Raw genomic sequence first — 14913 nt, forward strand, 5'->3', positions numbered from 1 at the left:
CCCCCGGAACGGGGCCGTCGCCGCCGCGCGGTCGGGCACGCTGGCGGCATGCCGCTCCCACCCGCCGTCCGATCCGCGCTCGACGAGGCCGCCGCCCTCGTGATCCCGGTGTGGTGCGCGGGGTGCGAGGCGCCCGGCGTCGCGCTGTGCGGTGCGTGCCGCGTCGAGCTGTCGCCGGCGGTCGCCCGCACGGTGCTGGCCGACGGCACCCCGGTGCACGCCGCGCTCGTCTACGAGGGGGCGGTGGCGCGGGTGATCGGAGCGCTCAAGGAGCGCGGCCGCACGGGGCTGGCCACGACGCTCGCGCCGGCGATGCGGGCCGCGCTGGTCGCGGCGGCGCCGGCCGCCGGTCCGGTCGTCGCCGTCCCCGCGCCGACCTCGCGCGCCGCCTTCCGGCGGCGCGGCTACCGCGTGCCCGAGCTGCTCGCGCGGCGCGTGGGCGTGCCGGTCGTCCGCGCCCTGGTCTGGTCGCGCCGCGTGGCCGACCAGCGCGAGCTCGGCCGCGACGATCGGCTCCGCAACGTGGCCGGTGCGATGCGGGCGCGGGTGCGCGCGCTGGGCGGCGCACCGGTCGTGCTCGTCGACGACGTCGTCACGACGGGCGCGACACTCATGGAGGCGCGGAGGGCACTCAATGCGGCGGGCATCCCCGTGGCGGGTGCCGCGGTGCTCGCCGCGGCACAGCGGGGGAGCCGCGCATCCATATGAAACGCGCCGGATCTGGGTGGTGACATCGCGCCGGGCCGGGGCTACCGTGGGGGCACCAGACGACGGGAAGTCGTTCGAGAGGGGCTCGGCCCAGGGGCCGGGCCGGACAGGGAGGCTCAGATGGACATCAACATCTCGGGAGTCGGCGTGAGCATCAGCGACCGCTTCCGGACGGTGGTCGAGGAGAAGTCCGAGCGCATCGCGAACATCGCCCCGAGGGCGCTGACCCTCGACGTCAAGATCACCCACGACGTGCACCGCAGCCGGGTCGAGGAGGAGAAGGTCGAGCTCACCCTCACGGGCAAGACAGCCACGGCCAGGGCGGAGGCGCGCGACGGCGACAAGTTCGTCGCCCTCGACCAGGCGCTCGACAAGCTCGTCGAGCAGGTGCGCCGCGCCAAGGACAAGAGGGTCACGGGCCGCGCCCGCCCGAAGGGCGCGCACTTCGAGAAGAACTCGGGATCCCTCGCGGGGCTCGACGTCGAGCCCGTGCCCGCCGACGTGCTGCACGCCGTCACGACGGGCGAGATCCCCGTCGTCGAGGAGGAGAGCGAGCAGGACTACTCGCCGGTGGTCATCCGCACGAAGCACTTCGAGGCCGAGTGGATGACGGTCGAGGAGGCCGTGGACCGCATGGAGCTGGTCGGCCACGACTTCTTCCTGTTCATCGACGCGCGCACCGATCACCCCAGCGTCGTCTACCGCCGCCGCGGCTGGGACTACGGCGTCATCTCCCTCACGACGCAGGCGCCGCCGGAGGAGCAGCGCCTCGCGTCCTGACCCGACGCACGCGGACCCGGAGCCCCGGACGCTTGCGCTGACTGACCCGGTCACCCGTCCGGGGCTCCGCCCCGTCGCCCGAGTCACGGTGGTCGCTTCATCTCCGGCCGCTGGCGCGGCCTCCGTTCAGCAACCGGGGCGGTGTGACCCCTCGGTTGCTGAACGGAGCGGCCGGAGGCCGCGGAGATGAAGCGACCACCGCAAGCCTGCGGTTCCCCTCGGTTGCTGAACGGAGCGGCGGAGCCGCGGAGATGAAGCGACCACCGCAAGTTCGTCGGCTCGCTCACAGCGGGGTTCGCGCCCTCTGCGACATCCTTTGCTGTGGATCCGTGCAGACAAGCTCCGCCTCCTGCGTACGGTCGCGGCATGCCGTATCTCTACATCCTCGAGTGCCGGGATGGGACGTACTACACCGGCAGCACATGGGACCTTGACCGCCGCCTGTGGCAGCACGAGAACGGACTGGGAGCGGCGTACACGCGGCACCGGCTGCCGATCCGGCTCGCGTGGAGCGAGCACTTCGAGCGCGTCGAGGAGGCCTTCGCGTGGGAGAAGCGGATTCAAGGCTGGAGTCACGAGAAGAAGCGGCGCTTCATCGAGGGGAATGTGCCCTCGGTGCGCTTGTACCTGCGGGAGCGCCGGGAGCGCTGAGTCGCGTTGCGGTGGTCGCTTCATCTCCGGCCGCTTCGCGGCCTCCGTTCAGCAACCGATGGGTGTGACCCGGCGGTTCCCCTCGGTTGCTGAACGGAGCGGCGCAGCCGCGGAGATGAAGCGACCAGTGCAAGCCCGGGTGGAACAGGGGGGACGGTACCGCGCAAGCCCCTCGGCGGCGACGGGCCGATGTCGCAGGCTGGCGGCATGAGCAATCGAGATGACGCGAAGAAGCCGCTCGACCACCTGCCACCGAAGGAGGAACGCGAGGGCGACGAGATCGAGGAGCCGAGCTATCCCGGCAGCGATGCTCCGGAGGGCGGATCGCAGGCCTCGCCCGAGACCGCGGCGGAGCCGGACGAGCCCGCACGCCACGGCATGGCGAAGCTGCCGCCGCACTAGGCCGTGTGGATTAAGTCGGTCTTGATCCAGATCAGCGTTGCGGCGAGGGCTATCGCGGCGCGGTAGGAGCGGGCTGTCTTGTCTGAGCGCATCGCGATGCCGCGCCATTGCTTGAGTTTGTTGAAGCAGCGCTCGACGACGTTGCGTCCCTTGTACGCTCTTGCTGGGCTTCCCCGAAGTCGATGGGCCGGCCAGGTTTCCTGCGGCGGTGCGCGATCTGGTCGTCGCGTTCCGGGATCGTCGCGGCGATCTTCCGCTCCCGCAGCCACGCCCTGTTCTTCTTCGACGGGTAGCCCTTGTCGGCGAGCACCCGATCCGGGCGCCGCCTCGGACGGCCGACAGCTCGAGGGACGCGGATCTGCTCGAGTGTGGCGGTCATCATCGTGGTGTCGTTGATGTTCGCGCCGGTGATCACCCAGCTCAGCGGACGTCCACGCCCGTCGCAGACGAGATGCACCTTGCTCGTCAACCCGCCACGGGAGCGGCCGATCCCGTGATCAGGCGGCTCTTCCCGCGGATTCTTGTGATTCGACACAGCCCCCTGTGTCGCGGCTGAGGGTCGCGCCGTGCTGGTGCACGCGCGCGATCGTCGAGTCGATCGACACCACCCAGTCGAGCTTGCCCGCCGCGTCCGACTGCTTCTGCACCTCGGCGAGCAGCTTCTCCCAGGTGCCGTCCTCGGCCCAGCGCGCGAACCGCTTGTAGATCGAGTTCCACTTCCCGAACCGCTCCGGCATCCCGCCAGGGCGCCCCCGTGCGGTACTTCCAGGCCATGCCCTCGACCGCGAGACGATGATCCGTCCACGGCCGCGACCTGCCGACCGGCACCGGCATCAGCGGCGCCAGAACAGCCCACACCTCATCCGAGATCTCCTGACGCGTCACACCATCGAGACTCGCCGATCACCAACCCGAACCTCTTGATCAACACGGCCTAGGAGAGCGGCCCGCGCGGCGCGGCGGCTCGCTCAGTCGAAGATGTCGCCGATGAGGCCGCCGAGCAGGAGGCCGCCGACCACGGGGCCGAGGAGGTCGCCGCCCCCGCCATAGCCACCCCGGCGGCCGCCGCCGCGTCCGCCCCAGCCGCCCCAGTCGTCCGGGCGGTCCTGGTCGATGTCGCGCTGGGCCAGCTGCAGCGCCTCCTGCGCGAGCTGACCCACCCGGCGGGCCAGCAGCAGCGCCTGCTCGCGGGTGTCCTCGTCGGGGATCATCCGGTCGACGTCGAGGCGCAGCCGCTGCGCCTCCGCCAGGCGCGTGCGGGCGTCGGCGCCGATGTAGCCGCGATGACCCGAGATGAGGCTGTTGGCCACGCCGATCGTGCGGTCGGCCGAGTCGAGCTCGTGGCGCACGTGCTCGATGGACGGGATCGGGCGGGCGGCGCGCTCGCGCGCCTTCGCCACCGCGGCATCGAGCGCGGCGTTCGCGTCGCGCAGCTTCGCGAGGTCCTCGAAGGGATCGGACGGCGTGCCGGGTCCGGGCAGCGCCGCGAGCGCGCGCTCGAGGTTCGCCATCGCCTGGAGGACCTCGGGGGTCTGCGGGGCCGTGCGGGCCTCCACGATGTCGGAGCGCGAGTCGGCCACGACGTCGGCGAGCGTGGACTGCGCGCGCATCGCCTCGATCTCGAAGTCCTCGACGCCGTCGATGATCGTGCGGGCGCGGCGCACGGCCTCCGTCGCCGTCTCGAGCGCGACGAGCGCCTCCTCGGTGCGGCGGGCCTCGCGGCGGCGCGCGGAGACGTCGGCGGAGTGCACGGCGAACTCCAGCAGCTGCTCGGCCTCGTCGGGGTTGGCGGAGACGCGGTGAAGCGCCGCGGCGCTGTAGCGGCCCGACAGTCGTTCCACCGTCGTGCGGGTGCCGGGGATGCGGGCGCGCAGCTCCTCGGCCTCGCGGCGCACGGTCTCGAGGATCTGCGGGGCCTGGCGCACCTTGTCGACGGCGGCCTTCAGCTTCTCGGTGCGCTCGTCGAGCACGTCCTCGGCCCACTCGCACAGCTGGATGATGCGCGCGTTGCGCGTGCGCAGCTCCTCGGGGGTGTCCGGGATCTCGTCGTGGTTCAGCTGGTGCAGCTGGAACGCCTCGGCCATGTGCGTGCGCACCGCCTCGAGCCCGGCGCGGATGTCGGCCGTCGGGCCGTCGCCGAGTTCCGCCGCCGCGAACGCCACCTCGTCGGAGGTCGAGCGGATCCGCTCGTCCGTCGCGACAAGCGCCGCCTGCGCGCGGCGCGCGAGCGACGCGTCCTCGGCCGCCTGCTGCTCGTCAGCCTCGCGCTTCCGCCTGCCCCAGAAACCCGCCATGAGTCGATCCTACGGTCGGGTTGCGGTGGTCGCTTCATCTCCGGCCGCTGTGCGGCCTGGCGTTCCGCGACTGCGGCGCGTGGACCCGCCGTCCCGCACCCATCGCGCGATGGTCCGCGCTCATGCGCGCACGGCCTTCGCGGGGCGGCCGCGCTTGGGGCGCTCGGTGGACAGCTCCAGGTCGAGGGCGCGCTGCGGGTGGGCCCGCAGGCGCTGCTCCGTGTGGTCGAGCCACTGCACCTCCGCCTGCGCGGCGAAGATCATGGAATCCACGACGAGCGACCACGCCAGCTCCTCCGGGCCGTCCGGCGAGGCGCCCGCGTACTTCGCGCGCTGCAGCGTCTGCAGCTGCGACAGCGTCGCGCGCCGCTGGGTCTGGATGACCTCGGCGACGTCGACGCCGGGCAGCGTGGCGGCCAGGGCCAGCTTGATCGCGAGCTCGTCGCGCGTGCCCTGGCCCCGCTCCACGGGCGAGGCCAGCCACGAGGTGACCTCGGCGCGGCCCGCGTCGGTGATCCGCCAGAAGACGTGCCCCTGGTCGTCGGCGTCGTCGCGGCCGACGAGCCCGTCGCGCTCGAGGCGCTCGAGCGTGTTGTAGATCTGCCCCACGTTGAGCGGCCAGGTCGACCCCGTGCGGCGGTCGAACTCCGTCCGCAGCTGGTAGCCGTAGCAGGGGCCCTGATCGAGGATGGCGAGCAGGCTCTGGCGGACCGACATCGGCACTCCGTTCGCAAAGGATTTCCGGGTATGTATGTGCCGAGTATATGCATACTTGGAAAGCCCCGCTCGCTCGTGCGTGAGCGGCGAGCCTGAACCGCCATGCAGAGTTCCCCGGATGTTCACCCACGACGGCGGGGTGTCGGCACCGCCGCGCTCAGGCGCGGGTAACTTGGGGGCCATGGCTGAGACAGCCGGGTCGGCGCGCACCGCCGAGTACTCCCGCCCGAGTCACCTGCTCGTCCACCTGAGCGACACGCACCTGCGCGCGCACGGCGGCGTGTTCGACATCGACGCCGCCGCGCACCTGCGGCGGATCCTCGACCAGCTCGAGGCCTCCGGCGCCCGCCCCGACGCGATCGTGTTCACGGGCGACCTCGTCGACCTGGGCGAGCGCGAGGCCTACGCGCAGCTGCGGGCGATCGTGGAGCCCGCCGCCGAGCGGCTCGGCGCGCGGGTCGTGTGGGTGATGGGCAACCACGACGACCGCGACGGCTTCCGGCGCGAGCTGCTGGGCGCCTCGGGCACCGATCCCGTCGACGCGGTCTACGACATCGACGGCCTGCGCCTCATCGTGCTCGACACCTCGGTGCCCGGCGCGCACCACGGCGAAGTGTCGCAGGCGCAGCGGGACTGGCTGCAGCTGGAGCTGTCGATCCCCGCTCCGCACGGCACGATCCTCGCGATGCACCACCCGCCCGTGCCGTGCGTGCTGGATCTGGCCACGATCGTGGAGCTGCGGGATCAGCGCGCGCTCGCCGACGTGCTGCGCGGCACCGATGTGCGCTCGATCCTCGCCGGCCACGTGCACTTCTCGACGACCGCGACGTTCGCGGGCATCCCCGTCTCCGTCGCGTCGTCGAGCTGCTACACGCAGGACCTCGCCGTCGCCGACGGCGGCATGGCGCCGCGCGACGGCGCGCAGGCGTACAACCTCGTGCACGTGTACGACGAGACGATCGTGCACTCGGTCGTGCCGTTCAGCGACGCCCCGCCGGCCGAGGTGACGACGGCCGACGAGACGCGCCGACGCCTCGAGGCCGCCGGCGTGGTGATCCGCGACTCCACGCGCGCCCGCGCCGACCGCATCGCCCCGCCGACGGCGCCCCTTCCCGTCCTGGGCTGAGTCGCCGAACCCGCACTCGATCGCCGAACCCGCCCCCGATCCGGCGCGGGCTCGCGGATCGAGCGCGGGCTCGCGGACCCTCACCGTCTGGGCTGAGCCGGCTCAGCGCTCCCAGGGCGCCTTGACGGGGAAGTACGCCTCGAGGGTGTCGCGCACGACGCGCTCGCGCAGCTCCTCGGGGATCTCGGGCACGCTGCCGTCGTTGAGGCAGAACATGTCGGCATCGCGCCGCTCCAGCAGCTTCTCCAGCCGGGGCAGTGCCGCGGCCTGCGTGGTCTGGATGTAGCGCGTGCGCGGCACCGAGGTCGGCAGCGCGCGTCCCGTGAACGCCGCGTAGTAGTGGTACAGCGAGTTCGTGACCGACACGTCGGTCGCGCTGCGGAAGCGCGCGGCGGCCGTGCGGCGGATCTCCTCGGGGAACTCGCGCTCGAGCTCGAACATCACGCTGCGGCGGTGGGGCGTGGCGCAGTGCTGCAGATCGCGCGTGATGACGCGGCCGAAGCGGCGCTCGAGCACCTCCCGGTTGACCCTGGCGGCGTTGTCGTGGCCGCTGCGGTGCGTGCGCGAGGGGCCGATGCCGATGCGCACGTCGCACTCGACGAACTGCGTCAGCCCGGAGGCGGTGAAGAACAGCTCGGGGCGCACGGGGCGACCGAAGAACATGTCGTCGTTGGAGTACAGGAAGTGCTCCGCGATGCCGGGGATGCGGTGCAGCTGCGCCTCGACGGCGTGCGAGTTGTGCGTGGGCAGCACGCTCGGGTCGGCGAAGAACTCCTCGCTGCGCACGATCCGCACCTTCGGGTGGTCCTTCAGCCACGCCGGGGCGGGGCTGTCGGTCGCGATCCAGATCGTGCGGATCCACGGCGCGAACATGTGCACGCTGCGCAGGGCGTAGCGCAGCTCGTCCACCTGGCGGAAGCGGGCGGCGTGGTCGTCGCCGTCGCCCACGACGTAGGCGCCCATGCGCTCGGCGCGCTTGCGCTGGAACTCGCTGGAGGATCCGTCCACCCACGAGAAGACGATGTCGACGTCCTCGGTGAACTCGTGCGCGAGGGGCGTGAACATGCCCCGCAGCGTGCGCCACGAGCGGCCGTGCTGCTCCACCGTCTCGAACTCGAGGTCCTCGGCGGCCATGTGCCGGCGGGTGAGCGCGTTCGGCCGCGGCGCCGTGACCTGGCCGGCGTCGAAGTGCCAGAACTCCACGCGGATGCCCGTCTCGTGCCCGTAGCGGAGCGTGCCGGCCGCGGCCACCGACGCGGGGCGCTCGCCGGGGACGATGCGGGGCCGGAAAAGCGTGGCGACGTCGTGCCGGCCGAAGGCGCGCGCGGCGTCGCCCTGCAGCGGCACGAGCCGCCCGCCCGGCCGGCGCGCGACCCACGGCTCGCCGTCGGACGCGCGGGAGAGCGCGGTCAGCGCCGCCTGGCGCTCGGCGGCGGGCACGGCGAGTGCCGGCCGCCCGCTGGATCGGCGCAGCAGCAGCGGGGCGAGGCCGGCGTCCTCCAGGATGTCGGCGAGGGCGAGCAGATCGGACGTCTGGGCTTCGAGAGGCGTCGCGGATTCGACGAGGTGCGGGAGCCCCGTGAGCACGCGCGTGCGCGCGTCGGGGATGGTGTGGTCGCGTCGCACGTCGTCGAACGGCGTGTGCTCAGTGCCCAGAAACGTCATCGATCACCTCGGATTCTCCTCACGGCCGCGGCCGTCGTCGACAGATCATCGGCGCCGGAGGGCGCCGGGGAGGGCCGCCTGCGCGGCCCGCGTGCCGTCCCCGCGATCCGTCGTCGGTGACGCGGAGGGGAACGGTGGACGTACAGATCGTAAACGATCCAGGTTGCGCGCATATTTCCTGATGATGGGGGACCGCCGCCAGGCTGGGAAGCCACTGACGCGACCCCGGGTCACGACGGATAGCATGGCCGTGTATGCCCGTTCCCGGATGGGGCGGGAGGCGGCGCACCAGAGCGCTGCGATCTACGAGGAGATGTCACGTGGCGAACCCCTTCGAGAAGCTGCTCCGCGCCGGTGAAGGGCGCGTGCGCAGGCGGCTGCAGCAGGTCGTGCGCGCCGTCGGCGCCCTCGAGGAGGACTACGAGTCCCTCACCGACGACGAGCTGCGGAACGAGACGGTCGAGCTGCGGGCGCGCTACGAGGCCGGCGAGACGCTCGACCAGCTGATGCCCGAGGCCTTCGCGGCCGTGCGCGAGGCCGCCAAGCGCACGCTCGGCATGCGTCCCTACGACGTGCAGGTCATGGGCGGCGCGGCCCTGCATCTGGGCAACATCGCCGAGATGAAGACCGGTGAGGGCAAGACGCTCGTCGCCACGCTGCCCGCGTACCTCAACGCCATCGCGGGCAAGGGCGTCCACGTCATCACCGTGAACGACTACCTCGCGTCGTACCAGGCCGAGCTCATGGGCCGCGTGTTCCGCGCCCTCGGCATGACCACGGGCATCATCGTGTCGGGCCAGAAGCCCGCCGAGCGCCGCGAGCAGTACGCCGCCGACATCACGTACGGCACGAACAACGAGTTCGGCTTCGACTACCTGCGCGACAACATGGCCTGGCGCAAGGAGGACATCGTCCAGCGCGGCCACTTCTTCGCGATCGTCGACGAGGTGGACTCGATCCTCATCGACGAGGCCCGCACGCCGCTCATCATCTCGGGCCCCGCGCAGGGCGACGCGAACCGCTGGTTCACGGAGTTCGCCAAGATCGCGCGCACGCTCGAGGAGGGCGTCGACTACGAGGTCGACGAGAAGAAGCGCACCGTCGGCGTGCTGGAGGCGGGCATCGAGAAGGTCGAGGACTACCTCGGCATCGACAACCTCTACGAGTCGGCGAACACCCCGCTCATCTCGTTCCTGAACAACTCGATCAAGGCGCTCGCGCTGTTCAAGCGAGACCAGGACTACGTCGTCATGAACGACGAGGTCATGATCGTCGACGAGCACACGGGCCGCATCCTCGTGGGCCGCCGCTACAACGAGGGCATCCACCAGGCCATCGAGGCCAAGGAGGGCGTGCCGGTCAAGGCCGAGAACCAGACGCTCGCCACCGTCACGCTGCAGAACTACTTCCGCCTGTACGAGAAGCTCTCGGGCATGACGGGCACGGCCGAGACCGAGGCCGCCGAGTTCATGTCGACCTACCAGCTCGGCGTCGTCCCGATCCCGACGAACCGCCCGATGGTCCGCAAGGATCAGTCGGATCTCGTCTACGCGACCGAGCAGGGCAAGTTCGCCCAGGTCGTCGACGACATCGTCGAGCGGCACGAGAAGGGTCAGCCCGTGCTCGTGGGCACGGTGAGCGTCGAGAAGAGCGAGTACCTCTCGCGCCTGCTCGCCAAGAAGGGCATCCGCCACGAGGTGCTGAACGCGAAGAACCACGCGCGCGAGGCCGAGATCGTCGCGCGCGCCGGTCGCCTGGGCGCCGTCACCGTCGCGACGAACATGGCCGGCCGCGGCACCGACATCATGCTCGGCGGCAACGCCGAGTTCCTCGCCGTGCAGCGGATGAAGGAGAAGGGCCTCGACCCGAAGGAGACCCCGGAGGAGTACGAGGCGGAGTGGGACGCCGTCTTCGCCGAGACCAAGGCCGAGGTCGAGGAGGAGGCCGCCAAGGTCCGCGAGGCGGGCGGCCTGTACGTGCTCGGCACCGAGCGCCACGAGTCGCGCCGCATCGACAACCAGCTCCGCGGTCGCTCCGGCCGCCAGGGAGACCCGGGCGAGAGCCGCTTCTACCTGTCGCTGCAGGACGACCTGATGCGCCGCTTCGGGCGCGGCTCCACCGACGCGCTGCTGGCGCGCGGCGTGGACGAGGACGTCGCGATCGACTGGAAGATCGTGGGCCGGCTCATCAAGAGCGCCCAGTCGCAGATCGAGTCGCGCAACGCCGAGTCGCGCAAGAACGTGCTCAAGTACGACGACGTGCTCAACCGCCAGCGCGAGGCGATCTACCGCGACCGCCGGCGGATCCTCGAGGGCGACGACATCAAGGACCGGGTGCAGCACTTCCTCGAGGACGCCATCACGTCGGTGGTGGACGAGCACACGGCGGGCGGGCACAGCGAGAGCTGGGACTTCGACGCCCTGTGGGCCGAGCTGAAGACGATGTACCCCGTGGGTGTCACGATCGAGGAGGTCGTGGCGGAGGCCGCGGGGCGCAAGGGCGGCATCACCGCCGAGGGGCTCAAGCGCGAGCTCATCAGCGACGCGCGGATCGCCTACGCCAAGCGCGAGGAGCAGCTCGGCGAGGCCGCGATGCGCGAGCTCGAGCGCCGCGTCGTGCTGCAGGTGCTCGACCGCCGCTGGCGCGACCACCTCTACGAGATGGACTACCTCAAGGACGGCATCGGCCTGCGGGCCATGGCCCAGCGCGACCCGCTCATCGAGTACCAGCGCGAGGGCTACACGATGTTCCAATCGATGATGGGCCAGATCAAGGAGGAGTCGATCGGCTACCTCTTCAACCTCGAGGTCGAGGTGCGCCGCGCGGGCGACGGCGAGCAGGCCGAGGTCGAGGCGAAGGGCCTGTCGGAGGAGCACGGGCCGCAGCAGCTCGAGTACTCGGCACCCAGCGAGGACGGCGACATCGAGGTGCGCAACGACCGCGGCCAGGTGCAGACCGCGCCCAAGGCCAAGACGCCCCGCACGGCGGCCACCGCGAAGGCCGCCCCGCAGAGCGCGTTCGGCCAGGCGGCCGACCAGGCCGCGCAGCAGCCCGCGGGCAACCGCGCCGCGCGCCGCGCCGGCCGCAAGAAGTAGCCGGGGCGCCGGCTCCCCGAGCGGTCCACGGGGTGCGGATCGGCCCGGTCCCGTCGCGGGGACCGGGCCGACCGCGCGCGTATCCTGATGCGATGAGCCTTCGCCCCCTCGACCAGTCCTCCAAGCTGAAGAACGTCCTGTACGAGATCCGGGGCGCGGCACTGGCGGAGGCGGCGCGGCTCGAGGCCGAGGGCCACACGATCCTCAAGCTGAACACGGGCAACCCGGCGATCTTCGGCTTCGAGGCGCCGCATCAGATCGTGCGCGACATGATCCGCGCCGTCCCGAACGCGCACGGCTACAGCGACAGCCGCGGCATCGTCGAGGCGCGCCGCGCCATCGTGAGCCGCTACGAGAACGTGGCGGGATTCCCCGCGTTCGACGTGGACGACGTGTACCTCGGCAACGGCGTGTCCGAGCTCATCACCATGACCATGCAGGCGCTGCTCGACCAGGGCGACGAGGTGCTGATCCCCGCGCCGGACTACCCGCTGTGGACGGCCATGACGAGCCTGTCGGGCGGCACGCCCGTGCACTACCTGTGCGACGAGGAGAACGGCTGGCAGCCGGACCTCGACGACATCCGCGCCAAGATCACGCCGCAGACGAAGGCCCTCGTCGTCATCAACCCGAACAACCCGACCGGCGCCGTGTACAGTCGCGAGCTGCTGGAGGGGATCGCCCAGATCGCGCGCGAGCACTCGCTGCTGCTGCTGTCGGACGAGATCTACGACCGCATCCTGTTCGACGAGGCCGAGCACATCCCCACCGCCTCGGTGGCGCCCGACCTGCTGTGCCTGACGTTCAACGGCCTGTCGAAGACGTACCGCGTGGCCGGCTACCGCTCCGGCTGGGTCGTGATCACGGGGCCCAAGAAGCACGCGGCCGGGTTCCTCGAGGGCATCCAGCTGCTCGCCTCCACGCGGCTGTGCGCGAACGTGCCCGCCCAGCACGCCGTGCTCGCGGCGCTCACCGGGGTGCAGTCGATCGACGCCCTCATCGCGCCGGACGGGCGCCTGCACGAGCAGCGCGACGTGGCCTGGGAGGGCCTGAACGCCATTCCGGGCGTCTCGTGCGTGAAGCCGCGCGGCGCGCTGTACGCCTTCCCCCGCCTCGACCCCGAGGTGCACGAGATCCACGACGACAAGAAGCTCGTCTACGACCTGCTCGTGCGCGAGCACATCCTGCTCGTCGAGGGCACGGGGTTCAACTGGCACACCACCGACCACCTGCGCGTCGTCACGCTGCCCGAGCCCCGCGTGCTCGCCGAGGCGATCGAGCGCCTGGGCAACTTCCTCGCGAGCTACAGGCAGTGACCGGCGCTCAGTCGGCGAGCCCCAGCACGTCGAGCATCCAGGCGAGCTGGAAGGCGCGCTCGCGCCACGAGTTGTAGCGGCCGCTCACGCCGCCGTGCCCGGCGACCATCTCGCACTTCAGGAGCACGTCGGCGCCCGCCTCGCGCAGGCGCTGCACCCACTTGGCCGGCTCCACGTACAGCACGCGGGTGTCGTTGAGGCTCGTCATCGCGAGGATGCGCGGGTACGTCACACCCTCGCGCACGTTCTCGTAGGGCGTGTACGACTTCATGTACGCGTAGACCTCGGGGTCGTGCAGCGGGTCGCCCCACTCGTCCCACTCGATCACCGTGAGCGGCAGCGAGGGATCGAGGATCGTCGTCAGCGCGTCGACGAACGGCACGTCGGCGAGGATGCCCGCGAACGCGTCGGGGGCGAGGTTCGCCACCGCGCCCATGAGCAGGCCGCCCGCCGATCCGCCCTCCGCCACGATCCGGTCGGGCGACGTGTAGCCGTTGTCGGCGAGGTGGCGGGCCACGTCGACGAAGTCGGTGAAGGTGTTGCGCTTGGCGCGCAGCTTGCCGTCCTCGTACCACTGGCGGCCCAGCTCGCCGCCGCCGCGCACATGGGCGACGGCGAAGAGCACGCCGCGGTCGAGCTCGCTCAGCCGCGCCACTGAGAAGCCGGGGTCGATCGAGTGCTCGTACGAGCCGTAGCCGTACAGGTGCACGGGGCGCGGCGCCGCACCCGGCTCGCCGAAGGAGCGCTTCCACACGAGCGAGACGGGGATGCGCGTGCCGTCGGCCGCGGGCACCCACAGGCGGGCCTGATCGTAGTCGGACGGATCGTAGCCGCCCAGCACCTCGGCCTGCTTGCGCAGGTGCAGCTCGCCCGTGGCGACCTCGTACTCGTACACCGTGCCCGGCGTCGTGAACGATCCGTAGCCCAGGCGGATCACGGGCGGCGCCCACTCGGCGTTGCCCGAGGCGCCCACGGCGTAGAGCGGATCGGCGAACTCCAGCTCGGTGAGCACGCCCGTGGGGTAGTCGAGCAGCGCGACGCGCGGCAGCCCCTCGCGCCGGTACTCCACGACGGCGAAGTCGCGGAAGCAGTCGATGTCGAGCAGGCGACGGCCCGGCTCGTGGGCCAGCACCACCTCGGTGTCGGTGGGGTCGGACAGCGGCGCGCGCACGAGCTCGAAGTCGAGGGCGCCGTCGTTGTGCAGGATGTAGAGCCAGTCCTGGTCGTCGACCACCGCGTGGTCCACGCCGTACTCGACGCCCTCGCGGCGCGGCCACACGACGCGCGCGCCGGCGGTGGGGTCGGCGGCGTCGAGGATCGACACCTCGCTCGTGATGCTCGATCCCGACTCCACGAGCAGGAAGCGCTCGCTGCGCGTCACGCCCGCGCCCACCCAGAACCGCTCGTCGTCGTCGCCGTACAGCTCGATGTCGCCGCTGCCGTCCGGCTCGCCCACGCGGTGCAGCCACACCCGGTTCGGGCGCCACGCGTCGTCGACCGTCGTGTAGATGAGGTGCCGGCCGTCGGGCAGGAAGTGCGCGCCGCCGAAGGCGCCCTCGATGACGTCGGGCAGCGTCTCGCCCGTCACGAGGTCGCGCACGCGGATCGTGTAGCGCTCGTCGCCGGTCACGTCGACGGCCCACAGCATGCGCGTGCCGTCGTTCGTCACGTCGAACGATCCGAGCGAGAAGAAGGAGTGGCCCTCGGCCTCGACGTTCGAGTCGAGCAGCACCTGCTCGCCCGGCACGTCCACGTCGGGGGAGAGGACGGGCGGCGTCCAGTCGTCCGGCGAGGCGATCGGCGCGCGGCACTGGATGCCGTACTGCTTGCCCTCCACGGTGCGGCCGTAGTACCACCACTCGCCCCGGCGGCTCGGCACGCTCAGGTCGGTCTCGCGCACGCGTCCCTTGATCTCCTGGAAGAGCCGCTCGCGCAACGGCTCGAGCCGCGCGAGGGCGGCATCGGCATGGGCGTTCTCGGCCTCGAGCAGCGCGATCACCTCGGCGTCGTCCTTGGCGCGCAGCCACTCCCACGGATCCTCGAACGTGTCGCCGTGGTGCGTGCGGGCGACGGGGCGCTTCGGCGCGATCGGGGCGGACGGGACGGGCACGGGGACGGCTTCGGAGGTCACCCGATCCACGGTAGTTGGTGTTCTTTCC

At 71.6% G+C, this 14913-nt stretch carries 11 protein-coding genes and 1 pseudogene; 7 read left to right on the top strand and 5 right to left on the bottom strand.

Annotated features, from left to right (window positions below; genetic code table 11):
- Window positions 1–48: 48 nt before the first annotated feature.
- The 4 genes from ACYVJ0_RS08200 (at window position 49) to ACYVJ0_RS08215 (ending at window position 2541) form a co-directional block, all read left to right on the top strand.
- Window positions 49–708, top strand: a complete 660-nt coding sequence (locus ACYVJ0_RS08200) for a ComF family protein (protein WP_449855141.1) — start codon at window positions 49–51, stop codon at window positions 706–708.
- Window positions 709–828: 120 nt separating this feature from the next.
- On the top strand, window positions 829–1488 hold the full coding sequence (gene hpf, locus ACYVJ0_RS08205) for a ribosome hibernation-promoting factor, HPF/YfiA family (protein ID WP_449855142.1): 660 nt from the start codon (window positions 829–831) through the stop codon (window positions 1486–1488).
- Between the two features lie 366 nt (window positions 1489–1854).
- The gene (locus ACYVJ0_RS08210) at window positions 1855–2139 is read left to right on the top strand and encodes a GIY-YIG nuclease family protein (RefSeq protein ID WP_460817183.1); all 285 of its coding nucleotides are present in this window, start codon (window positions 1855–1857) and stop codon (window positions 2137–2139) included.
- Between the two features lie 207 nt (window positions 2140–2346).
- Window positions 2347–2541: a hypothetical protein gene (locus ACYVJ0_RS08215; RefSeq protein ID WP_460817185.1), complete on the top strand. Its 195-nt coding sequence runs from the start codon at window positions 2347–2349 to the stop codon at window positions 2539–2541.
- Here the strand turns inward: ACYVJ0_RS08215 and ACYVJ0_RS08220 are convergent.
- The 3 genes and pseudogenes from ACYVJ0_RS08220 to ACYVJ0_RS08230 all read right to left on the bottom strand — a co-directional run bounded on the left by ACYVJ0_RS08220 (window position 2538) and on the right by ACYVJ0_RS08230 (window position 5552).
- Window positions 2538–3426, bottom strand: a pseudogene (locus ACYVJ0_RS08220) (IS5 family transposase). The gene ACYVJ0_RS08215 and the pseudogene ACYVJ0_RS08220 overlap by 4 nt on opposite strands.
- 83 nt (window positions 3427–3509) lie before the next feature.
- The gene (locus ACYVJ0_RS08225; RefSeq protein ID WP_460817187.1) at window positions 3510–4835 is read right to left on the bottom strand and encodes a hypothetical protein; all 1326 of its coding nucleotides are present in this window, start codon (window positions 4833–4835) and stop codon (window positions 3510–3512) included.
- Window positions 4836–4955: 120 nt separating this feature from the next.
- Window positions 4956–5552, bottom strand: a complete 597-nt coding sequence (locus ACYVJ0_RS08230; RefSeq protein ID WP_460817189.1) for a PadR family transcriptional regulator — start codon at window positions 5550–5552, stop codon at window positions 4956–4958.
- 181 nt (window positions 5553–5733) lie between these two features.
- Between ACYVJ0_RS08230 and ACYVJ0_RS08235 the strand changes: the two genes are divergently transcribed.
- Window positions 5734–6678, top strand: a complete 945-nt coding sequence (locus tag ACYVJ0_RS08235; protein WP_449855193.1) for a phosphodiesterase — start codon at window positions 5734–5736, stop codon at window positions 6676–6678.
- A gap of 102 nt (window positions 6679–6780) precedes the next feature.
- Here ACYVJ0_RS08235 and ACYVJ0_RS08240 read toward each other — a convergent pair whose 3' ends face one another.
- Window positions 6781–8343 (bottom strand): stealth family protein, encoded by a 1563-nt coding sequence (locus ACYVJ0_RS08240; RefSeq protein WP_460817190.1) that lies wholly within the window; start codon window positions 8341–8343, stop codon window positions 6781–6783.
- Between the two features lie 320 nt (window positions 8344–8663).
- Here ACYVJ0_RS08240 and secA point away from each other — a divergent pair, with 320 nt between their 5' ends.
- Together secA and ACYVJ0_RS08250 are read left to right on the top strand one after the other, a co-directional pair.
- The gene (gene secA, locus ACYVJ0_RS08245) at window positions 8664–11438 is read left to right on the top strand and encodes a preprotein translocase subunit SecA (protein ID WP_460817192.1); all 2775 of its coding nucleotides are present in this window, start codon (window positions 8664–8666) and stop codon (window positions 11436–11438) included.
- Window positions 11439–11530: 92 nt separating this feature from the next.
- Entirely contained in the window at window positions 11531–12754 is a 1224-nt protein-coding gene (locus tag ACYVJ0_RS08250; RefSeq protein ID WP_460817193.1) for a pyridoxal phosphate-dependent aminotransferase, read from the top strand.
- Between the two features lie 7 nt (window positions 12755–12761).
- Here ACYVJ0_RS08250 and ACYVJ0_RS08255 read toward each other — a convergent pair whose 3' ends face one another.
- On the bottom strand, window positions 12762–14885 hold the full coding sequence (locus ACYVJ0_RS08255; protein WP_460817195.1) for a S9 family peptidase: 2124 nt from the start codon (window positions 14883–14885) through the stop codon (window positions 12762–12764).
- Window positions 14886–14913 lie beyond the last annotated feature (28 nt).

This window comes from Microbacterium petrolearium (assembly GCF_054782875.1).